Below are 20024 nucleotides of genomic sequence, written 5' to 3' on the forward strand. Positions count from 1 at the left end.
GTGTTTGCCTAACGGTTTTGTATTATTAGTTGCGTGTTTAAGCACCTAATTTAGTAAATACAAACCGAATAGAAATGCGCGAGGATTTTTGTAAGTAAGAAAGAACCAAGCAATTAATTGGACACGGTGTAGCCAGTTTTTTGTTATTTCTTGTTTTTAGATAAAAATAGTATAATTTTAAAATTCCAAAATCATTATTTTTGGAAATTACTTTTAACTTTTAATCAATCTATTTAAAGGATAATTAATTATGGATTATAAGGTATTGTTGGTTATTCTATCGGTTACAGCCGCAATTTTGGCGATTGCTAATAATATTTTTAACATCAGGGAAAAAATTAAGAAGTGGAGAGAAAAAAATAAGAAAAAAAAATTTAAATCTTCTTTTGTTGAAAATAATCCAGATTTTGAATTTAGAACAGGATATATTTCAAATTCTGCACCCGGAGTTTGCAAGTTGACTATTTCAATTATTAATCGTTCTCAAGAAATCAAATACATTAATATGGTTTCTTATAATTTTCAAATTCCAAATGATAACAGATATTTACCTCCCTGTCAAATTTTAAGACAAGGTCAATTTCCAAAGCGATTAGAAAATGGCGAACCATTCCATATTCAAGAAGATTTTCAAAATATTTTATTTAATACTCTGTATGAATATTGGCAGAAAAACGTAAAAGTATATGCTACTTGCAGAAGTACTGTTGAAGACCATTTAATGTCTAATTTTGTAGAGTATGATGAATTAGTAAAACGTCTTATCCCCTTGAGAGTGGAATATGAAAATTTGGCACATGATTTAGCAAAAAAATTTAATGCATTGAATAGGGATATTGAAGTTTCTTTGTGGCAATTACAGCATTTTGATAGGATTACGGTTCATTTGACAAAACAATTGCAGCAAAATAATATTCCCGTATTGCAATTTTTAATTCAAAATCATGGAATTACGTGGAAAGACAATAGTTCTTGGCCTCAAATTTATAGAGAATTAGAAACAAAAAAAATCCCTCCTAAAATTCTTATAGGATATCTTAAAAATTTAGTTGATAATTAATTATGCACGTCTTTGTTAGGTAAAGTAACTTCCTCAATTATTTTCATTGTTCCAGTAAATAAGATTTCATCTTGAATATTTCCAGAATTTGTTCCTTTCCAATAATTATGTGCAAGATAGCTCCATTCATTCACTGATATTGTGCCTCCAATAAGCCACTCTTGAGAAGCTCTATGAATTTTTCCATCAACGTGTACCTTGAATATTTTACTTTGAATTTTTGAATTTAAAATTTTATTCCAAAATAGCAGTGAGTCATTATTATAAGGTATTAACCAAATACATTTCTCTCTACTTGGACTTTCGGGATAGAACTCTTTTCTAATGGACTCAAAAATTAATTCACGATTTAGTTTTATAGAATTGCCTAGACTGTCAATTGATTCTTTTAAGGAATTCAAAATATTAAAATGATAACCATTCATTTTTAAAGGAGCAGGATGTATCTTTGCATAAGCTTCGTAAGCGGCTTTAGTAACTTTAAAAACTTCATGATTTTCGCCATTTATTTCTATTAGGTCGCTTTTTTTTACAAATGATTTCCAGTAATTATTTGTTTTATTGCCAACGAATATCATATCATTTTTTCTCCAATTATGACCTAAAGTGTCTATGTGAAAATATGTTTCCATGAGTTTTGCCTAACGGTTTTGTACCAATTTTAATTATACACGCCTTATATACTGCCTTCTAATTCCTTCGAGATAGATTTCCTCACCCTATTTATTATTGAAGAACTTAGTGTGAAAATGACAATTCCAATTATCGCAAAGATTGATATAATTACATGACTTGCTTTAATTTCTTGTTTTATCTGAGAAAATTCGCTTACTAAGAAATAAATAGAAAAAAATAATATAATTAATAATGCAATTCGTAATATAAATAAAACAGTTTTAAAAATCTTATTATGTATTTCATTGGAATCACTATTTAGTATGGACAATTTTAATACTTCATAAATTAAGTAAAATCCAAATGGGATAATTAAGTAAGCACCAAACCCGAATGGAAGTAATGTTCCAAATAGAACTACTAAAGCAATGAAAATTATAATTCTGTCTCTTGTTTTGTTTTTCAACTCATTAGAGTAATATTTTGGATATAAATCACTAAGAACATAATTCTTGATTGTGGGACTTAAATTCTCTCTATTAAGTGAATCGTTATCAAGTTTTAATTTAATATTTTTAAGTTCATTATAATTTTCAGCAACAATTTTTTCATAAAATTCCATTTGTTCTTCAAGGATTGCTCTCTTGCCTAATCCAGGAATTTTCTCATTAATTTCACTTTCAAGATTTATTTTAGTTTTTTCCAATTCTATTATCGCCTGTTTATTGTTCTCATTTTTGACAAAATCAAGAATTTCACTTTGCTTTTTATTTGTTGATTTCTGATCTAAATATGCTATAAGAGTAATTATTCCGAAGACAAATCCGGCTCCAGTAAAAAAGTTCTGCCAAGTTAAAAATTCAATAAATTTTTCCATTGTTTTATTTAGATTCATATAACGTTTGGCTATGCGTAGTATGGGATTTAAAAGAATTGAACTTTCAAATTAGCACTTAGCCAAATCTTTTGATTTGGCTAACCTAGTTTTAAGCCCCAAGCTTTGAGTTAAGCACTAAAACCCATATTAACTATAGCCATTATTAACCATAGATTTATTCGACATTTAATTCAACTACTTTAGAGTCCGCTCCTTTATGCTCAATTGGTTTATAGATTCCAGCAAAGAATGGGATATTAACCTTCTTTTTAATACCCGTATATTCAAGAACAACTGTATTCATAAATGATTCCTTCGGTTTTAACTTTCTAAATCCATAATCATTAGAAATTTTTAACCCTTCTTCATGCATTACAGTAAAGTAAGATGCTACAACATTTTCAATTGTGAGGTTTCCGTATTTAAACTTAATTTGAAATTTGTTTTTTGATAATTTATCTATGGTGAGAACTTCAATTTTAATATTCCTTTCAGGATATGCTGTTACTTCACAATAATCAAAATATAGGTTTAAAGAATTATTTTTTGACAATTTGAATTTTGAACTTTGACTCTTTTCATCAAGTGTAAATACTGACTCATGAGTTGGTGGAATATCAAATACAATTGCTGAATTAATTATGGGGTCAATATTTGACATTTTCAAGTTGAATAGTCTTGGAAAATTAAAGTCAAAATAGAAATGGTTAGTATTAATTGCTTGAGTTCTATTATTTACAACTTTTGAATTGTCTAGTAGTCCAAATGATTGATTGTTTTTATTCAATGTGATTTTAAACTTTCCCAATAGCCAGTGTTTTCCAATGAATGTATTTGAAGCCCAAACCATTCGATATAATTTGTTTTTTTCTAGTTTCTTAAAGTCTAAATCTTCATCGAATATAGAAGTTCCAGACCCCATGAAATTTAGATTAAACTTTAAGAATTTTAATGGTGAAATTGAAAACTTTAAATCACCTGATCTTTTTGCTGAACAACTACTTGGCATGTTTGTCAAATTTAAGGCTAACAGTCTTGTATGGAAAGCGCACGGACTCTTTATTAAGCACTAAACTAAGCATTATTTTTATACGGCTTGTTGTGCAACGTAATATTAGTTGCTGTAGAGTACATCAAAATCTTCATTTTCGTAAACATCTAATACTCTGTTACCAACAAATTTATTTTTCCATAAAATATTAGTGTTGGTAAAATCGTCATCATAATAATCAAGTCCAGAAGTAACTTTTCCGATAGCGTGAATTAATATATTATTATTTATATGTTGATTCAAATGCTCACTAATCAAATCATCTAAGTATTCAGATTCAAAATCATCCATTGAGCCTTGATAGCTATCCAATAGCATTTCAAACTGTGTGTCGGATAAACAACTTTCGATTGTCGAGTATTCATTACATTCGTTACAAAATTTTATTATATCAGCATTTGTCTCAAAATACTTGCTCGACTTTTCACTTAACACAAGAATATTTAGCATTTCTCCTGAACATTCTTTTTCAGTACATTTTACTTTTTTGCGTAGACTTCGAATTGTTTCTTTTCCAATTAACTCCAATTTTTTAAATTCATCTCTAAATTCTTTTGCGATAGTTTTATTATCATTAATTACAATTAGATTCTCAAAACTTCTTGTAGCATTTGGTGACCAATTAAAAGAACCATTAATTATGTTTTTTCTATCAATTATAGCGAATTTATGATGCATATAATTTGACGTATTTGGCATTTCAAGAAGTTGTATTGATGCTCCTTTTTTTCTTAATTCAATGATTTCTTTTATATGAGATTTATTTTGTCGATTGTCAGAGCAAAGTATTTTAAGTTTACAATCGTTTTTTAAAATTGTCTCAAATAATGAATAGTATTCTTTAAAATTAATCCAAGCTACGGCTATCAAAACCTCACTTTTCGCAGTAGAAGTTTCAAATTCAATTACATCTTTATGATTCTCAAAATGTGCTGTAATTTTTGTCATTTCTCGTTTGTTTTCGTAATCGTGGTTTATGTCGCACAACAACTATACAACTACAACTTTTCCATAAGAAGCTACAGCTATAGCTTTTATAACTGCAATATATTATTTTTTAGTAGAATCAAATAGGTTTATAATCCAAACCCGTTTATAACTCCCTAACTTTTATAATAAGTAGTTGCCACTGATTGAAAAACTCATACAGTTACTAGGTTAAGTTAGATATTTAAAAATCAATAATAACGCTTAATTTTTATTATTGCAAAGTATTGTCCTTTAAGAGTCGTAAAATATGATTGGTTAGGAGCAAAGAGATAAAGCTATTAGACCATTGTACGACTAAATGTTTAATATTTGTAATATTTAAAAGGTAATTAATTTTATAGGGGTTTATGCCTCCCAAGTTGGAGTGCATACATTATTAATCATGCGGTTAATTATCATAAAAAGTTTTCGGTTCGACTTTCGGTTCATTTTTGCGAAAATCCGCAGTATATAAGGATTTTTACGGTCCACTTTACGGTCCATTATTAACTCCTATAACCCTCTGCGCATATAAAATATTTTGTAGCCTTACCGATACCTTCACTTTTTATAATCTTTAGTTCTAAAAGTTCATCAATATCTCTTCTTGTTGTACTTTTTGGAACATCAAGCTTATCTTGGTATAAGCCACTAGTAATAAACCCATTCTCTTTTATGTACTGAATAGCATTTTTTTGCCTTTCATTTAAATCTAATTTAGAAAGATATTTATCATTATAAATATCCTTAAATATAGTTACTGAAACTCCTCCACCTTTTTCTTCAATGTGTGGTTCAGAAAGCCCATGTCTTTTACATTCCTCAATGATTTTAATGGTTCCTCTCCCCCAAGACTCAATAAGCCCACCTTTGTAAAATACTTGAGCTATAAGCGGGTTTCTAGGATATGAGTTGTGTGTAGTTTTTAAATCCTCAGTAGATAATTGTTCTGGTAATTCTCCTATATTCCATATTTCTAACCTGTCTTCAAAAATTCTTACAGTGATAGCAGAGGTTTCATAAACTCGATGAGCAATGGCGTTTAATAAAATTTCACGGATAGCAGCATAAGGATATTCAGGAGTTTCTATTCTTTGGTTTCCTTCATAACTAATTGATTTAGTGAAATATTTTTTATCCAAAACCTCCAAGACTTTATCTGCTTGTTCAAATGCATTTCCTTCAACTTCATCTTGATTTAATAATTCGGAGCCTGTATCTCCAAACTTACCAATTTTAATAAACGCTGGAGTACAAAAAGCTAAAGGGTCTTTTCCAAATAATAATATAGCAGCTCTTTTATAGTTACCATCATTATCTATAAGGCGAAGATTTTTTAAAATAGCTTCAGTATCCGTATCACTTTTTGAAAAAAATAATCTATTACTTGAAGTAGCACTCTTTTTAAATACTTCAACTGCATTTAAATCGATATCTTTAATTGAAGCTTTAGGTTCTATAACTTCATCCCAATTAACACCTGCTTTTTTTAGTAAAAAATCATTAAGCGTAGCGCCGTTTAGAGTTTGTGTTGTACTACCACTTCTAATATAATATTTGCCTTTATATGAAATTGGTACAGAATAAGCATTTATAACTATTTCTATATAATTTAAGTCATCCTTACTATGATGGTTTACTTCACAAATAACACCTAGCAGGTCTCTAATTTGGTTTGGTAAATTTACAAGTAGTTTTTCATAATCATCAACACCAACAACCTCTCCTTTATCATTTATGCCTATAAATAGCTTTCCACCTTCTGCATTAGCAAAAGCAGAAATCCATTCAAAATATTCATTTCTCCAAGATTCTTTCCACTCTATGTTTTGTTTTTCAAGCATACCTATATTATTGTTAAATATACCTCAAAGGTAATTATTATTTTAAAGATTTAAAGGTTCAATGGAGTGATGAAATTCCAGTTTCTTTTGTTTTCATTCTGGTATAATTATTATTTCTGAAATGTATAAGCCTAAATAGTGTCTGGTCGGAAACACAGCAAAATTAAAAAAGTTTCTTTTTGCAATCTTTGCATTTATTTTTAATCGCCTGATGCTAAGGCATCACCTTATAAAAAGTAAATACAAATCTTATCAAAAATAACTCTTTTTATAAAACTCACCTGTTTCCGACCAGGCACTAAATAAAAAATAGTTTATGTTTTGAGTTACTCAAGGGTAGTATTTTACTCCCTTATACTAACATGCAACATAACGTTATGTTTAGCTCTTATTTAAAAAACATTCGTGAACCGAACTCCCTTTTTATACTGCGGTCTACTTACTAATATTATAGAAATTCGTCATCGAACAAGGTTCAAGGTTTAGAGACCTAGCCAGATTAACAAGTTTTAAGAATAAACAAACAACACTAATGGCAAAAGAAAATGACATCGCCTGGACACCCATTTTATATTGTGTAGGAGCCGGAATTGCTGGTATCGCACTAGGAACTTTTTTGGTAGCTCCAATGGTTCAAAAAATGAAGGCAAAAAAGATAGCTGAAAAACAAAAGAAAGCTGTCGCCCCGACAACTAAGAAAGTATAGTATTTAGAGATACAAAAATGTGCTTTCAAAATTTTATAAATCATTTTAAAAGACAAAAAAATGAGCGATTATAATGACGAATTGATGCGTTACGAAGATGCTGCTGAAGACCAGTATGATGACTTTGATAACGATGAAGATATGTATGATGATGAGGAAGACGATTTCGAGACTGGATTTGACGGTTTAGAAGACGGCTATGATGAGGAGTACGAAGACGAGTATGATGGTTTTATAGACGAAGGAGGATATGATGAAGATATGTATGACGATTATTCAAAAACGTCTATCGGTAAAATCGACCCTAACGACAGGACACTTACCGTGGTCGTTGCCAATACATCTGGTGCAGCAGCCGAAGCTGTTGTTTTTGGTGGTAATGCCGAATCGGCACAACCAGCAGGAGTTACAGTAGTAGTTGAAGAATCTAGTCATAAGGAGGTTAGAGAAGAAAGTAAATCAAATCCGTTTAAAATTGCGGGAATGAAATACTCCGTAAGTAATCCGTTGCAATTTGATAATGTACTGCGTATTGATCGCAGAACCGCATCGGGTTCAAAAACTACTAGGGTTTACCAGCCTCGTAATGCAACATCACCTCAAAACTTCTCACAATCTCTGATTGATGATGATAACTTTGAGATGGATGTTACTGGACAGGATTCACTACGTTTAATGATTGAAGATGGCGTTACTGCCGTATTCACCTTTACAATCAAAGCAAGAGCAAACATTGGAAACCTTCTTAAAGGGGGTAATGTTGCTGAGTTATCACGTGCTCCAAGAACAACGGGGCTACCTCAATTGGATTTGCTTAGACGTAGTCGTCCCACGGCTCTTGGGCTTCGTCCCAAACGACCCGTGAGACGTTTTAGAAAACGCACTCGACCAACTAGGAATCGTCGAAGAATTGTACGTCGACCAGCATCAACTTCAAGAAGACCCGTTTCTCGACTTGTGAGACGAAGAAGACGTTAAGCCCAAACAGGCAGACTGACTTTGCTTACCTAATTCCAGACAGCCAGAGTCGAGGTTTTTTTAACCAAGCTCTGGCTGTTTTTATGACAGCCAAGTTACTATGAAACATACAAAAAGAAATATACCACTTGCACAAAACAGGATAGACTACATCGTATTTCACAATAAGGATGAAGCTGCAAAACTGCTTTATAATTACGGATTTGAACCTCCTAAAAATCCACAGCATTTAGTTACAGCTATTAAAGAGCTTGTGCAAAAGAAGGGACGTAAAGTCATCAAAGAATTAATTCATATACATCCTGATAAGTCAGTTATTCTTAAGCTTAATCTTCCTAAAGAAGACAACTTTTGTGAAGCGTGCAACAACAATTCTTATAACGACGAGCAAAATTATTGTGCTTCTTGTGGGCATTCTAATTATACTGGTTCAGGGGATAAAGCTACTTTTTTGAGTCAATTAAATACTTATAATGATACTGAGCTAGAAAAGTACTATCAAGGGATTGTAGACAAATCGAATAAAGAACCAGACAATAAAATCTTATCTCAAGAAGTACAGATGGTTTGGAACGAGTTGCGTAATCGTAAAGAAATATCAAAAAAAGAAGAAGATCAACCCAAAGAATCGTCCGAAGATTTCAGAATCACTAAAAATGAACTACTCCTTTTGGGAGCAGTCTTTGTTGCTGGTGCTTTGGTTGGACATGGTTTAAAATTCAATTTTAATAATGGCAAATAAAACAGATCAAATCAAATACAATCAAGCAATCGATAATATAAGTTACTTGATTCTTAACCATTCTAAACCCTTAGAGGATTTACTTACAGAATATAACATCATTTTTCAAGTAAAACCAACAAAAGGGCAACTTATCAATGAAGTTGTAAGGCAATTGAAAGCAGGGAATGCTGCTTTTTCAAAAGATTTAGAAAGTCTAATTAATAAACTCACATCACAACAAGAGGATCAATTTTTTGGAAGTCTTTTAAAAATTGGAGGGAGCTTGATAGGTGGACTCTTTAAAAAGAAAAGGCGTCCTGCTAGCGGATCGAACACTGGAGCAGCACAAGCACAAGCAGCAGCACAAGCAGCGGCAGTTAAAAGAGATATGGAAATGCGTATGCAACGTATGCGTGAAGAACAAGCACGTAAAGAAGAAGAACGCAAGCGTAGAGAAGAAGAAGAACGTCGTCGTCGTGAAGCTGAAGCACGTAAAAAAGAAGCGGAAGCCAAGAAAAAGACTAATATGATGCTTGTAATAGGTGGTGCAGTAGTAGTTATAGGTTTAGTAGCAGTTGTAACGATGAAGTCTAGCAGTTCAAACCAAAGGTTTCGAGATTCAAACCAACGGCTTCAATAGTATGATAAACACATACGCGCTTACCGATTATGATGTTTATAACGAAGGAGCGTTTGATGATTACAGACGCTCATTTCGTAGAAATACAGTTAGAAGAAGAGTGCCACCACGAAGATTTACTACAAAAAAGTCAGGTAGGTATAGGGCTACTGGTATTCCTAAACGAATAGGGTATCCAAGAGTCGCACGTAAAGTTGTCAAAAGAAAAAGAGTCGTATACAAACCACCAATAGGGCAATTTAAAGGTTCTCGCAAAATTCCGACAAATGTTTTGCGCTCAAAGAGTTTGCTCAAACAGAAGCAATACCCAAGAATTGTTCGTAGCATTCCCAAAAAAAAACATCCAACATATAGACCCATATTAAAACGAAGCAAAACGTCTCCAAAAATTCCAGTAAATGTTTTGCGTCCGATGCCTAAAACTGTGTCTCGTCCTCAAAATAGAAAAGTATTGGTTAGACAAAAACCGCAGGTTAAAAGGTTTACAAAACCCATCATTCCTAATGTGGATCATATTACAACAAAAAATAGTGCCATTAAGAAAATGGACCTGTCAAAAAATAATCTTAATACAGACGTTCAGAAAAAACCTAAAACCAGACAAACTGAAATGTCACGTCATGCAAAATTATGGCGAGCTACTAAAATTTATGGAGGCGTTGTTTTAGGGATCGGAGCATTATATGGAATTTACAAATTAGTCAAGAACAAAAGAGGCAATGGACATATTAGCACAAATACAGGAACAGGACTTTAATCAAATTGGACAACTGGAAGCAGGATTTTTATACGGTTCCGTAAAAAATGTAGGGGCTGTGCCTGCCATAGTCAATGGTGTTACACTTGCTCCTGGAGAAGCAAAAGGTTATCCGTTTGTCGGTAAAGGGTATCAAGCTGTTTCGTTTGATCCCAACGGTAGCACATTGCGAGTATTAGTGATAATCTAAATAAAAATAAATGATTACAGGAGAAACAGAAGCTATAATCCAAAGACAATTGGGAGAAGAGGACTATGATGAATTCTTTGGAAGCAGGAAAAAACGTAAGGCTCGTAGAGCAAAAAGGGCTGCCAAAAAAGTAGAAAGGCGTTCTGCTCCAAAACGTATTGAAAGGAAAGCGAAGCGAAAAGTTTTCTTTTCAAAACTTGGTCAGGCATATCAGGGTCTTGGAGGAGCAACGGCATTGGGAGCAGCTATAGATACCATTACAAAACCAACTACTGTTTCAAAATATCCCTTAACAAACAACGAAGTATCGGAAGATTACTCTATTTCTGTTGGGGCTTCAAACGATGATCCACTTCCAGATAAAAAACAATTCCCTATCAAGTATATAATTGTAGGTAGTGTGGTATTTATAGGAATTATTGGAGTAATAGTTTACGCCAATAAAAAGAAGAAACTCAGAATGCAACAATATAGGTAATGATTATTCCAATTCCATCAAATAAAGAGAGGCTCACTATTACACTTAATATCGAGGCATACCATCCGTTTCAATTGGGAATGCGGGTGTACGATCCCGATCACCCAAACACGTATTATTTTAGACGTAAATCCACTTTTATAGAAGGAAAACTAAAACGTGAACTAAAAATTCCGTTACCAGTATCTCCGCAGTTATTGGAACTGGAACTTTATAATAAAGATACAGGTGATGATTATGATTTCAAAATTCAAAATTTTGAAATTGAAAAAATGCCTTCTGGGAAAGTTTGGGCAACTGACGAACAGCACCGTTTTCTGGAATTTGCCATTCAGTTTGCTCAAAAAGCGGGATACGTGCCAACTGGATTTTATGATAGTCCTAATCACGAATTTTTGTTTCAATACTTGCCCTCTATCACAGATGCTTTTGGAAAGGAGTTGATTACGCCCGCAAGAACACATCGTAAAATGCCTAGAGTGCAGATTTCTCAACGCATGTTCAAATCTTATTCTATTCCTATAAGGGTAGCAATTTTGGCACATGAAGGATGCCATTGGTTTTTAAATACGCGAAGTCAAAAAACGGCTGATTTATGCGGTATTAAACAATATCTCGATTATGGTTTTCCAACCATTGAAGCTGTTTATGCCGTGACCAAAGTTTTTGGTCAACATCCTGAAGTTGTAGGGGAATCTCAAATACAACGTACCAAGGATGTTATTGCATTTATTGATAAATATAAAGCGGATGCGTAAAGGAATATACATAGGCTTAGCCACACTAACAGTTATTTCTATTGGAACAGTTCTCTTTATAAAATCTAAAAAGAAGAAGAAGAAAGATATTGAGACAAATAGTATAAAAAAAGTCATTCAAGGAAAAGAGGACAATTTTATGAGTGCTAGAAGCTCATCTGAACACAAAACTCCTGAATTTAAAAAATCACTTCATCGGTGGGGAACTAAACAAGGCGTTATAGATGTTGCCTACCCAAGTGTAAAACACCAGAACACTTCAAAACATAAATCTCTACTAGAACGTTGGGGAACTGAAGAAGGCATTATTGATGTTGCCGATGATAAGACAAGACATGGGAATACATCAGAACAAAATACGCTTACATATAAAAAATTACTTCATCAATGGGGAACTGAACAGGGTATTATTGATGTTGCCGACCATGAGACAAAATATAAGAACTCATCAAAACAAAAAACACCTACATATAAAAAATCCCTTCTACGTTGGGGAACAAAAGAAGGTGTTATAGATGTTGCCCTTGAAACAACAAAACGGCAGAAAACCAAAAAATTAAACGCTATAAAAATTACAGGGGATTCGATTACAAAAAGTCATCAAATAGATCCTGAAAAAAAAGATAACAGTGAAAATCTTAATGATTATTATAAGATACTGCAAAATGACTTCGACGTAACACAAGTAACAGTTAAAAATAGTTCAAATGAAGAACGCACTATTAAACTTTGGAACGCAAGTACTAATGAGCCAATAACTGAAGAATTTCCGACTGATATTGATGTTACACAATTTGAAAAAAACTCGGTAGAAGTTGGCGTACATCCCCAAGGTGTGATAAGTAATCCCGCTAATGGCTTTATTTATGTCGCTAATCAACTTTCGGACTCCGTTTCCGTTTTGGATATTAACGGCAATACAATAACTACCATTCAACTTGATGCAATCGACTTACCAGGAAGTACTTCGCCAGTAGCCATTACTGTCAATACCATTCAATCTAGTTCCAACTATGGTCTGATCTATGTTGTGGGTTCTGTCTCAAATACAGTTACGATAATTGGGCTTAATCATGAAATAGTGACTGTTATAAATGTTGGTATTCGTCCCCTTGATATAGCCTTCAATCCAATTAATGAATATATATATGTTGCCAATTTTCTATCCGACACTATATCTGTAATTGATATCAACGGAATTATTGTTGACTCAATTTTACCAGTTTCAAAGCCAGTTAATATGGCTATCAATTACGAGAATGGGGATGTGTTTATCATTAATTCAGGAAATGATAGTGTTGGTGTTTTTAATAAGGATCATGTTCTCATTATTCAATTAAATTACGGATTTAAGCTTGGATCTATTGTGTATCACCCCATCACTAAAAATATGTATGCCAGTGCTTTAATATTTGGGACTATATTGGTTATAAATCCTTACGATTTTCAAGACGAAAGTATTAATGTTGGAAACCAACCTTATGGGATAACATACAATGCTAAAAGCCAATTACTATATGTGGGAAATCGAGCCGACGAAACCTATTCCATAATTAATAGTGAAAACGTAGTTATTGACACACTCAATTACAGTGATATAAATATTGGACTAGCCTCTCACACCACAGAGAATTTTATTTTCAATACCGATACTTCAAAGAACCTTTTGCATTTGATTGGTTTCAGGTATGAAACAAACATATCCGTCAATGAAGAATATTATGAATCCCAAGAAAACTTTCAACATAATCCCGCAATTCTCAAGCACCTAAAGGTCATTGCTTCAGGCGAAGAAAGGTTTAAAGTTCTTCAATTATTGGATGCATCCATTTCAGGAAAGCAAAGCTGCAAATCATTGTCTTTCGGCAACTATCATAACCCAAAAAATTTCGACAATATATCTGAAGTATTCGACATCGAAGGCGTTGTTATAGATCGGAAACATGGATGGTGCTTCAAGATCGCTTCAAACCAGACCATAAGCCTCTTACTGTATTACAAGCAATTTGAAATGTACAATCTGTTACCTGAAAAATCGAGAAAATCATTTGGGGTAAAAATGAGTAAAGGCATTCCAAAAAGTTGGTTAAAAACTAAACAAGAACCCTCTAAACTATGAATAATAACATGATTAATATCGCTTTAAGTCAATATGGAGTTACTGAAATTATTGGAGGTAACCACAATCCAATAATCCTAAACTATTTTAAAGAAATTGGTCATACATGGGTAGTTACAGATGAGACTGCTTGGTGTTCGGCTTTTATCAATTGGGTAGCCCTAAAGGCTAACAAAGAACGAAGCGGAAAGTTAACAGCCCGTTCTTGGCTCACCGTAGGTCTTAAAACAAGTGAACCCAAGATTGGGGATGTCGTTGTCTTTTGGAGAGGCAGTAAGAATAGCTGGAAAGGACACGTAGGTTTTTTTATTGGTTTTTCAGAGGACAAAAAGGAAATTTTTTGTCTAAGTGGCAATCAAAATAATCAAGTTAATATTCAAAAATACCCCAGTTATCGGTTACTGGAATTCAGACAATTAAAAACAATTTAATAAAAAAGAGAAAAAATGAAAAAAGCAGATTATTTAATCATTCAAAGTACCAACACCAGCGAAGTCAAAGTTTTTGGAAAAGAGGAAATCATTAAAAAACACACATCATCGATTAGAGATGGTGGATTTGGTTGGAACCGTCCTGGTTTCGATTATCTGGTATTACATGATGGAACATTGCAAACTATCCTTAATGAAGTTAGCCCAACATCAGTTGATCTATGGGGAATTTCTGAAGGAAAAGGCGGCATTATAGGAACTTCAAAACATATAGCTTACGTAGGTGGTAGAACGCTAAAAGAAACTTGGAGTAAAGATTCACGTACCGAACACCAAATTAGCACTCTTGAAGCAGTAGTTAAATTCTATATACTGCGGTTTCCAAATATTATTGTTCTAGGCATGGATGAAATCGAATCAAAAAGTATGGAGGAAAACCCAGGGTTTAATGTAGCGGAATGGTTAGAGAAAATGGGCGTTCCTGAACAAAACATTTTTAAGAAATAGAATGAAAACGATAATCACATTAGGTATTGGTTTCTGGCTTGGTAGACAAATATATATCAACTATGACAAGAAAGAATCCAGACAAAAAGAAGCCAGATTAAAGAAAAGATTGCTTGATTTTCTTGAGGTGAACAATTTTTCAAAAACAGAAAGCAAAAAACAGGCAAAAAAAATTTTAGAAAGCTAAATGGCTATACAAGTTGAAGTAGATAATCGAAGTTTTTTAATTCCAGAGGCAACAGATCCTTGTGATTTTTGGACGAGCTATTTTAAAGAATTAAAAAGAGAAGTTGACCAAGATAATGCAAAAATGTTATGGCTTTTAACTTGGAAAAGTACTGGTTCCGCTACATGTACAACGAGTCCTAATTTTAATAAATGGATGCTTAAAAATAACCTAGATGTATCTAATATGGCTACCAGAAGTATTGCAGACATTTCAGAAATAGGTGGAAATCTTTTTGGTTTAGGAAAAAATTTAACAAAGGTACTATTTATAGGAATTCCAATAGTTCTAGTGGTTGTGCTCATTGTCTTTTTAGTAATGCTTCGAAATACTACTAAAAATGCTGATATCACAGATTTAACACAATTGACACCAATAGGTAGACTAGGTCATACAGCAAAACTTTTGAGCAAATGAAGGCAACAATGATATATAAAATAGCTGGTTCAGGTGTTGGACTATTACTTGTTGGCAGCACCTATTTTTCTTTGCGTAAGCGAAAACGAGATAAAATAGCCAGTGCCTTGTTTAAAATTATTCAAACTAAAATGAATCCCGCAACAAATGGTCTGCTGTCTGAAAATGCATTTGATATTCATTATTTATCAAAGGTGTTACAGAAAGTAAATAAAGAAGTTTTAGTCTTGAAAACAAGTACGGCATCTAAGTATGCAGACGAAATTAACAAGGCTTGGGGCGCTTGGTATCAGGGAGGTGATGATGAGGATAAAGTGTACGGTATTTTTAGAAAGTTAAAGGATAAAGTACAGGTATCTCAAGTAGCAAAATCGTATCAAGACAACCATTCTAAAAATTTAATAGATACGCTTAAAGATCGGTTTGATGCAGCAGAGATAAAGGAAGTATTGAAGATTGTTCAACAGCTACCCAATTACAGAACGGTATAAACTTATAATTATGACAATTTCAAAAACAGGATGGTGGATGATAGGCGGTGCAGGATTTGCCGTATTGGGAGTAAGTGTGTTTTTTATGCTTTCGCGGAAGCGAAAAAAGAATACTTCAAGAACCACCATAAGCCAAGGGAGTGATTTAGGAAATGGCGTGCAAGTTGGTCAAGGGAATGTGGGTACAACTAAGTCCGAACCTAATTGGGACAACCCGTTTGATATGAATTATGTGAAGGACGTTCAAAAGTGGATCGCTCCTAAAAGAATTGTTTTACTTGATTCTAATACAGCTAAAAAGTATGCCAAAATCTTAAAAAATGCCAAAGGTATAATCAACGATGATGAAGATGCTGTAAAAGATATTTTTTCAAAAAAACTGAGAGACAAAACACAAGTAGCTAGTCTATCCAGAGCTTTTTGGGGCTCCTATAAAATGGATATGTGGCAATATTTATCCAGCTTTTTAAGTCAAAGTGAGATAAACAAATATGTGGATCGTTTTGTAAAGCGCCTACCCAATTACCAAACTCAATAACTCTAAACAATGAAAACAACCACTCAAAATCCGCAGAGTTTCTTTGTGAAAAATAAAGACCTAATCATTGTTGGTGGCACAATAGTGGTTATTGTTGGTGCAGGATTAACATGGTACTATTTAAAAAAGAAAAAGGATACTACTAGCGACAATGTTATTTCAGATCCCATTACGCTATCAGGTACTACGGCATCTAAATATACAAAACAACAATTGTCACGAACAGGAATATCTACTAAGCCAAAATACTCCAATTCTGGTTATCCTATTAAATATGGTAGTCAGCATCGGGATGTGATAATATTACAGCGTTATCTCAAAATCTATAAGGAAAATCTAGGGAAAACTGGAACTAATAAAGATGGTGTAGACGGAAAATTTGGGGCACTGACATTAAAGGCTGCTAAAAAGAGATTGGGAAAATCTGTGTTTACAGAAAATGATATCAATGGAATGCGTAAAGCTACAAAAACAATTAAGAGATGATAAGCAGAAAGACTATTGTTCGCACTGGGTTTTTTTTAGGAAGTTTTTTAAGCATTGGAATTATAGCTTATCATTTGTTTAAAGATAAAAAGCATACAATAAGTGAAACGGAAATTGAACTCCCTAAAACAAAAGATATTGATAACAGTACTAAAAATAAGGATACTAGAAAGCCGTCTCCTAAGACTGTGGTTTCAGAAAAGAAGGCAGTATCGAAAGTAATAGCATTACAAGTATCAAGCCCTGTGATACAACCTATTGCAGATGAATTTCCATTACGATTAGGAAGCCAAGGAAAACGAGTGGAAAGATTACAGATCTACTTATTGAGAAACTATGGATGGGCGGGTATTGTAACAGGGAAGTTTGATGCCAAAACAGAAGAACGTGTAAAAAAACACCTAAAGGTCGAAGAAGTAGATCAAGCGCTTTTTGAAAATTTAAAATTGAATGAATCATCAAGCCCAAAAAACCCATAATAATGGCAGTTAAGAAAAACCTTAAAAGTTACCTAGATGCATTGGTTGATGATGAAGGTCTTAAAACCGAAGTAACTATAAATATCACAAACCAAACATTAATCAAAGTTGCCTTGGTGGTTCTGGCATCTGGAGCTGCAATTGTTCTCGCAGCTCATTTAACAAAAAATTGGTTTCCTAACCATCAACTTTCATTACTCAATGCAGACGTAACAAACATTAAAGAAACCCTAAAAAAACAAATCAAATGACAGACATTTCACAACAAATTTTGGATTATCTAAGCAGTTTAGATTGGGCTTATATCTTAACCTTTATTCTTATTGCCTACAGTATAAATCAATACAAAATAACAGATTGGTTATCTAAAGTTTTAAAAATAAAAATACAGACAAGATACCGAGTTTTATTAATCGGATTAATCTACGGAATTTTCTTGTTTTTCATAAGAGGATATACCATCGAAAAGGTAGAACGCTTATTGCAATCCTTTGTGTTTTCAATGGTATTTCACAAACTTATTTTAGAGACAATTCTCAATAAATTCTTTAACCCTAATAAATCCATATAAAAATGAAATACTTGAAACTTATAATAATGTTGATTACGGTTATCGGAGGCTTTTTGATTTTGATATTCGTCATAGTACCGTCTGAAGAAAAATATAACTTAAGACACCTGAATAGTCTTCAAAAGACTAATAAACTATTATTGAAAGACAATGAAGAACTCGATCTAAAATTGGACAGCCTCCAGTATGAAGTGGACAGCCTTTCTAATTTAATTCTTCAGGATAAACAGACCATTTTAAACTTAAACCAAAACCTGAATGAAAAAATTACGACTATTCATCATTTTTCTGATGATGAGCTATATGTGTTTTTCTCAAAATTTAAAACCGATAGTACAGCAAATTAAGACGGACAAGCGTTTTTGTTTTTCAATAGAGCAATCTCGTTTTATTGCTAAAAAATTGCAGATAAATATCTATCAAGATTCAATCATTGATAGATTGACGATTGAAAATAAGCGTTGGCAATCATTGTTGTTCAAAAAAGACAGTATTGATATCTCCTTTACCAAAAAAGTTCATAATCTGGAGCTAATCAATGAAAATAAAAACGAAGCATTGAACTTGTTAAACGAATCGTTAAAAACAAAGGACAAAGAAATAAAACGAGGTAAGTTCCATAAACTTTTATTGGGAAGTGGGCTTTTAATTATGACAGGAATTTTAATAACAAAGTAAATGGGACACATAGCAGGATATCAAAGTGACATTACAAATGGGGATGGTAATACAGAAGAAATTTTATTTATACTACCAGAACATATACACCCGGGTATTTTTTATACTCCAGGAAGAAACGTTTATACTTCGATCAATAAAAACCTTATTGTTTGCAAAGATATTCGCTTAAAAAAAACTAGTGGTCCTGGTGAATTTTCAAACTGGCTACTTAATTTGCCTAAACCACTCTACCAAGCTGGTTTAAGTTCCCCTGGGACGCTTTTAAGTTTGCAAGGAGAATCTTTTTTCTATTCAATGGATTTAGAAGGAAGGGTTACTATTCAAGGTGCTTTGATTGACCCTAACGATGAAATAATTTTTAACATAAATCCATATTTAGCTGAGTTACCATTGCAGTTTAGCTCTTCTCCAAATATTTCGTAAAAACTTTAGACCCTATAAAATAAAAAGACTATGGATATGATGAAGATCGCTGTAATCATTCTTGGAGCGACAGGCTTCTGGAAAATCATTGAATTGCTAATAAAATTCAGGTTTGAACAACGCCTAAAAAAAGCTGAAATACGAAGCTTGGATATTCAAGCCAATAGTCAGGTTGTAGAAAATTGGGTGCAGTGGTCTGAAAAAATGGAAAAACGCATTTCTGAACTTGAAGCCAAAAACAAGGAATTGATGGTCACTATTGGCAACCAAAGAAAGCGTATTACTGATTTGAACAAATACGTGGGACAACTGGAAAAAGAAATCAATGACTTCAAAAAATAAACAATGAAAAGGGACAAAGGAAGTATAACTATGAATGTAATTTTCGGGGCATTTCTACTAGTTAGTATTGCTAGAATAAGCATTGATATTTACGGTCGTTATCAAAAAAAGGAGCAGAAAAAGTCTTGTACTTGTAGTAAAGTAAATTAATGGGTTTTAAAGAAAATAAACATATCTATTTAGGATTTGGAACTGCTATTTTTATTTTTATCGGTATTGCTTTTGTACATCATTTAAGTAAAAAGGGGAAGGTAAAAAAAACAGCTCCTATTGATCTATCTGTTTTTGATAGTCCTGATACACCTGGTTCTGGTAATTGTATTGATAAGCAATTATTGTTGATGCTTCAGCAACTTGCTATAAAAACAGGCTATCCCATATTCGATTGGATTAACTCTGGAGTCCGCAGCAACTACTGGAATACTAAAGTTGGCGGTGTATCTAATTCATCCCATAAAATCCCTAGCTGCAAAGCTGTTGATATTAAAGCGCCAACAAAATCTATTCGTAATACATTGGTTTTAGCAGCAAAGGAAATTGGTTTTAAGCGTATTGGCGTTGGTAAAACCTTTGTTCATTTGGATATTGATGCTTTAAAATCCCAAAACGTAGCTTGGGGGTATCCTTCAGGTAGTAAGCCTGAGATAAACCCTTTTGTGTGAGTTT

Annotated in this window: 29 protein-coding genes; 24 read left to right on the forward strand and 5 right to left on the reverse strand. The window is 33.0% G+C overall.

Annotation, left to right across the window (positions count from 1 at the left end):
- The first annotated feature begins 250 nt into the window (after positions 1-250).
- Positions 251-1060, forward strand: coding sequence for a hypothetical protein (locus tag EM932_RS06235; RefSeq protein WP_135876314.1), 810 nt, complete (start codon positions 251-253; stop codon positions 1058-1060).
- Here the strand turns inward: EM932_RS06235 and EM932_RS06240 are convergent.
- The 5 genes from EM932_RS06240 to EM932_RS06260 all read right to left on the reverse strand — a co-directional run bounded on the left by EM932_RS06240 (position 1057) and on the right by EM932_RS06260 (position 6416).
- Positions 1057-1692: a DUF2441 domain-containing protein gene (locus EM932_RS06240; protein ID WP_135876315.1), complete on the reverse strand. Its 636-nt coding sequence runs from the start codon at positions 1690-1692 to the stop codon at positions 1057-1059. The two genes, EM932_RS06235 and EM932_RS06240, sit on opposite strands and share 4 nt — an antisense overlap.
- Positions 1693-1736: 44 nt before the next feature.
- Entirely contained in the window at positions 1737-2552 is an 816-nt protein-coding gene (locus EM932_RS06245; RefSeq protein WP_135876316.1) for a hypothetical protein, read from the reverse strand.
- A gap of 175 nt (positions 2553-2727) precedes the next feature.
- Positions 2728-3561 carry a hypothetical protein gene (locus tag EM932_RS06250; RefSeq protein ID WP_135876317.1) on the reverse strand — a complete coding sequence of 278 codons (834 nt, stop codon included), beginning with the start codon at positions 3559-3561 and terminating at the stop codon, positions 2728-2730.
- A gap of 105 nt (positions 3562-3666) precedes the next feature.
- A complete protein-coding gene (locus EM932_RS06255) occupies positions 3667-4551 on the reverse strand; it encodes a phospholipase D-like domain-containing protein (protein ID WP_135876318.1) in 885 nt (294 codons plus the stop codon).
- A 527-nt stretch (positions 4552-5078) separates the two neighbouring features.
- A complete protein-coding gene (locus EM932_RS06260; RefSeq protein ID WP_135876319.1) occupies positions 5079-6416 on the reverse strand; it encodes an ATP-binding protein in 1338 nt (445 codons plus the stop codon).
- Positions 6417-6948: 532 nt separating this feature from the next.
- Here EM932_RS06260 and EM932_RS20850 point away from each other — a divergent pair.
- The 23 genes from EM932_RS20850 (at position 6949) to EM932_RS06370 (ending at position 20020) form a co-directional block, all read left to right on the forward strand.
- Positions 6949-7122 (forward strand): hypothetical protein, encoded by a 174-nt coding sequence (locus tag EM932_RS20850; RefSeq protein ID WP_170179740.1) that lies wholly within the window; start codon positions 6949-6951, stop codon positions 7120-7122.
- Positions 7123-7182: 60 nt separating this feature from the next.
- Positions 7183-8100 (forward strand): hypothetical protein, encoded by a 918-nt coding sequence (locus tag EM932_RS06265; protein WP_135876320.1) that lies wholly within the window; start codon positions 7183-7185, stop codon positions 8098-8100.
- Between the two features lie 100 nt (positions 8101-8200).
- Complete coding sequence (locus tag EM932_RS06270; protein ID WP_135876321.1) at positions 8201-8842, forward strand: hypothetical protein; 642 nt, start codon at positions 8201-8203, stop codon at positions 8840-8842.
- The gene (locus tag EM932_RS06275) at positions 8832-9464 is read left to right on the forward strand and encodes a hypothetical protein (RefSeq protein WP_135876322.1); all 633 of its coding nucleotides are present in this window, start codon (positions 8832-8834) and stop codon (positions 9462-9464) included. Before EM932_RS06270 ends, EM932_RS06275 begins: the two co-directional genes overlap by 11 nt.
- Position 9465: 1 nt before the next feature.
- Positions 9466-10221: a hypothetical protein gene (locus tag EM932_RS06280; RefSeq protein WP_135876323.1), complete on the forward strand. Its 756-nt coding sequence runs from the start codon at positions 9466-9468 to the stop codon at positions 10219-10221.
- Positions 10222-10279: 58 nt separating this feature from the next.
- Positions 10280-10411: a hypothetical protein gene (locus tag EM932_RS21305; RefSeq protein WP_262709942.1), complete on the forward strand. Its 132-nt coding sequence runs from the start codon at positions 10280-10282 to the stop codon at positions 10409-10411.
- Positions 10412-10421: 10 nt separating this feature from the next.
- A complete protein-coding gene (locus EM932_RS06290; protein WP_135876325.1) occupies positions 10422-10889 on the forward strand; it encodes a hypothetical protein in 468 nt (155 codons plus the stop codon).
- A complete protein-coding gene (locus EM932_RS06295; protein WP_135876326.1) occupies positions 10889-11647 on the forward strand; it encodes a hypothetical protein in 759 nt (252 codons plus the stop codon). Before EM932_RS06290 ends, EM932_RS06295 begins: the two co-directional genes overlap by 1 nt.
- On the forward strand, positions 11640-13766 hold the full coding sequence (locus EM932_RS06300) for a YncE family protein (RefSeq protein WP_170179741.1): 2127 nt from the start codon (positions 11640-11642) through the stop codon (positions 13764-13766). The genes EM932_RS06295 and EM932_RS06300 overlap by 8 nt, the downstream gene beginning before the upstream one ends.
- Positions 13763-14197 carry a TIGR02594 family protein gene (locus EM932_RS06305; RefSeq protein ID WP_135876328.1) on the forward strand — a complete coding sequence of 145 codons (435 nt, stop codon included), beginning with the start codon at positions 13763-13765 and terminating at the stop codon, positions 14195-14197. Before EM932_RS06300 ends, EM932_RS06305 begins: the two co-directional genes overlap by 4 nt.
- Before the next feature lie 15 nt (positions 14198-14212).
- The gene (locus EM932_RS06310; RefSeq protein ID WP_135876329.1) at positions 14213-14704 is read left to right on the forward strand and encodes an N-acetylmuramoyl-L-alanine amidase; all 492 of its coding nucleotides are present in this window, start codon (positions 14213-14215) and stop codon (positions 14702-14704) included.
- Between the two features lies 1 nt (position 14705).
- Positions 14706-14891, forward strand: coding sequence for a hypothetical protein (locus EM932_RS06315; RefSeq protein ID WP_135876330.1), 186 nt, complete (start codon positions 14706-14708; stop codon positions 14889-14891).
- Positions 14892-15347: a hypothetical protein gene (locus EM932_RS06320; RefSeq protein ID WP_135876331.1), complete on the forward strand. Its 456-nt coding sequence runs from the start codon at positions 14892-14894 to the stop codon at positions 15345-15347. It begins immediately after the preceding gene.
- Positions 15344-15838 (forward strand): hypothetical protein, encoded by a 495-nt coding sequence (locus EM932_RS06325; RefSeq protein ID WP_135876332.1) that lies wholly within the window; start codon positions 15344-15346, stop codon positions 15836-15838. Before EM932_RS06320 ends, EM932_RS06325 begins: the two co-directional genes overlap by 4 nt.
- 10 nt (positions 15839-15848) lie before the next feature.
- Positions 15849-16376, forward strand: a complete 528-nt coding sequence (locus EM932_RS06330; RefSeq protein ID WP_170179742.1) for a hypothetical protein — start codon at positions 15849-15851, stop codon at positions 16374-16376.
- Positions 16377-16385: 9 nt separating this feature from the next.
- Entirely contained in the window at positions 16386-16862 is a 477-nt protein-coding gene (locus tag EM932_RS06335; protein WP_135876333.1) for a peptidoglycan-binding domain-containing protein, read from the forward strand.
- On the forward strand, positions 16859-17341 hold the full coding sequence (locus EM932_RS06340) for a peptidoglycan-binding domain-containing protein (RefSeq protein WP_135876334.1): 483 nt from the start codon (positions 16859-16861) through the stop codon (positions 17339-17341). Before EM932_RS06335 ends, EM932_RS06340 begins: the two co-directional genes overlap by 4 nt.
- Before the next feature lie 2 nt (positions 17342-17343).
- Complete coding sequence (locus EM932_RS06345) at positions 17344-17592, forward strand: hypothetical protein (RefSeq protein ID WP_135876335.1); 249 nt, start codon at positions 17344-17346, stop codon at positions 17590-17592.
- Complete coding sequence (locus EM932_RS06350; protein WP_135876336.1) at positions 17589-17912, forward strand: hypothetical protein; 324 nt, start codon at positions 17589-17591, stop codon at positions 17910-17912. Before EM932_RS06345 ends, EM932_RS06350 begins: the two co-directional genes overlap by 4 nt.
- Positions 17913-18170: 258 nt before the next feature.
- Positions 18171-18590: a hypothetical protein gene (locus tag EM932_RS06355; RefSeq protein ID WP_135876337.1), complete on the forward strand. Its 420-nt coding sequence runs from the start codon at positions 18171-18173 to the stop codon at positions 18588-18590.
- Complete coding sequence (locus tag EM932_RS06360; RefSeq protein WP_135876338.1) at positions 18591-19016, forward strand: hypothetical protein; 426 nt, start codon at positions 18591-18593, stop codon at positions 19014-19016. It begins immediately after the preceding gene.
- Positions 19017-19052: 36 nt separating this feature from the next.
- Positions 19053-19358 (forward strand): hypothetical protein, encoded by a 306-nt coding sequence (locus EM932_RS06365; RefSeq protein WP_246040934.1) that lies wholly within the window; start codon positions 19053-19055, stop codon positions 19356-19358.
- 149 nt (positions 19359-19507) lie between these two features.
- Positions 19508-20020 carry a D-Ala-D-Ala carboxypeptidase family metallohydrolase gene (locus tag EM932_RS06370; protein ID WP_135876340.1) on the forward strand — a complete coding sequence of 171 codons (513 nt, stop codon included), beginning with the start codon at positions 19508-19510 and terminating at the stop codon, positions 20018-20020.
- Positions 20021-20024 lie beyond the last annotated feature (4 nt).

The sequence above is a fragment of the Flavivirga rizhaonensis genome, assembly GCF_004791695.1.
Lineage (GTDB): Bacteria > Bacteroidota > Bacteroidia > Flavobacteriales > Flavobacteriaceae > Flavivirga > Flavivirga rizhaonensis.

Bases quoted from the DNA above. Each gene is read 5' to 3' on its own strand.
- EM932_RS06235 (WP_135876314.1), top strand. From the start codon at position 251: ATGGATTATAAGGTATTGTTGGTTATTCTATCGGTTACAGCCGCAATT.
- EM932_RS06240 (WP_135876315.1), bottom strand. From the start codon at position 1,692: ATGGAAACATATTTTCACATAGACACTTTAGGTCATAATTGGAGAAAA.
- EM932_RS06245 (WP_135876316.1), bottom strand. From the start codon at position 2,552: ATGGAAAAATTTATTGAATTTTTAACTTGGCAGAACTTTTTTACTGGA.
- EM932_RS06250 (WP_135876317.1), bottom strand. From the start codon at position 3,561: ATGCCAAGTAGTTGTTCAGCAAAAAGATCAGGTGATTTAAAGTTTTCA.
- EM932_RS06255 (WP_135876318.1), bottom strand. From the start codon at position 4,551: ATGACAAAAATTACAGCACATTTTGAGAATCATAAAGATGTAATTGAA.
- EM932_RS06260 (WP_135876319.1), bottom strand. From the start codon at position 6,416: ATGCTTGAAAAACAAAACATAGAGTGGAAAGAATCTTGGAGAAATGAA.
- EM932_RS20850 (WP_170179740.1), top strand. From the start codon at position 6,949: ATGGCAAAAGAAAATGACATCGCCTGGACACCCATTTTATATTGTGTA.
- EM932_RS06265 (WP_135876320.1), top strand. From the start codon at position 7,183: ATGAGCGATTATAATGACGAATTGATGCGTTACGAAGATGCTGCTGAA.
- EM932_RS06270 (WP_135876321.1), top strand. From the start codon at position 8,201: ATGAAACATACAAAAAGAAATATACCACTTGCACAAAACAGGATAGAC.
- EM932_RS06275 (WP_135876322.1), top strand. From the start codon at position 8,832: ATGGCAAATAAAACAGATCAAATCAAATACAATCAAGCAATCGATAAT.
- EM932_RS06280 (WP_135876323.1), top strand. From the start codon at position 9,466: ATGATAAACACATACGCGCTTACCGATTATGATGTTTATAACGAAGGA.
- EM932_RS06290 (WP_135876325.1), top strand. From the start codon at position 10,422: ATGATTACAGGAGAAACAGAAGCTATAATCCAAAGACAATTGGGAGAA.
- EM932_RS06295 (WP_135876326.1), top strand. From the start codon at position 10,889: ATGATTATTCCAATTCCATCAAATAAAGAGAGGCTCACTATTACACTT.
- EM932_RS06300 (WP_170179741.1), top strand. From the start codon at position 11,640: ATGCGTAAAGGAATATACATAGGCTTAGCCACACTAACAGTTATTTCT.
- EM932_RS06305 (WP_135876328.1), top strand. From the start codon at position 13,763: ATGAATAATAACATGATTAATATCGCTTTAAGTCAATATGGAGTTACT.
- EM932_RS06310 (WP_135876329.1), top strand. From the start codon at position 14,213: ATGAAAAAAGCAGATTATTTAATCATTCAAAGTACCAACACCAGCGAA.
- EM932_RS06315 (WP_135876330.1), top strand. From the start codon at position 14,706: ATGAAAACGATAATCACATTAGGTATTGGTTTCTGGCTTGGTAGACAA.
- EM932_RS06320 (WP_135876331.1), top strand. From the start codon at position 14,892: ATGGCTATACAAGTTGAAGTAGATAATCGAAGTTTTTTAATTCCAGAG.
- EM932_RS06325 (WP_135876332.1), top strand. From the start codon at position 15,344: ATGAAGGCAACAATGATATATAAAATAGCTGGTTCAGGTGTTGGACTA.
- EM932_RS06330 (WP_170179742.1), top strand. From the start codon at position 15,849: ATGACAATTTCAAAAACAGGATGGTGGATGATAGGCGGTGCAGGATTT.
- EM932_RS06335 (WP_135876333.1), top strand. From the start codon at position 16,386: ATGAAAACAACCACTCAAAATCCGCAGAGTTTCTTTGTGAAAAATAAA.
- EM932_RS06340 (WP_135876334.1), top strand. From the start codon at position 16,859: ATGATAAGCAGAAAGACTATTGTTCGCACTGGGTTTTTTTTAGGAAGT.
- EM932_RS06345 (WP_135876335.1), top strand. From the start codon at position 17,344: ATGGCAGTTAAGAAAAACCTTAAAAGTTACCTAGATGCATTGGTTGAT.
- EM932_RS06350 (WP_135876336.1), top strand. From the start codon at position 17,589: ATGACAGACATTTCACAACAAATTTTGGATTATCTAAGCAGTTTAGAT.
- EM932_RS06355 (WP_135876337.1), top strand. From the start codon at position 18,171: ATGAAAAAATTACGACTATTCATCATTTTTCTGATGATGAGCTATATG.
- EM932_RS06360 (WP_135876338.1), top strand. From the start codon at position 18,591: ATGGGACACATAGCAGGATATCAAAGTGACATTACAAATGGGGATGGT.
- EM932_RS06365 (WP_246040934.1), top strand. From the start codon at position 19,053: ATGATGAAGATCGCTGTAATCATTCTTGGAGCGACAGGCTTCTGGAAA.
- EM932_RS06370 (WP_135876340.1), top strand. From the start codon at position 19,508: ATGGGTTTTAAAGAAAATAAACATATCTATTTAGGATTTGGAACTGCT.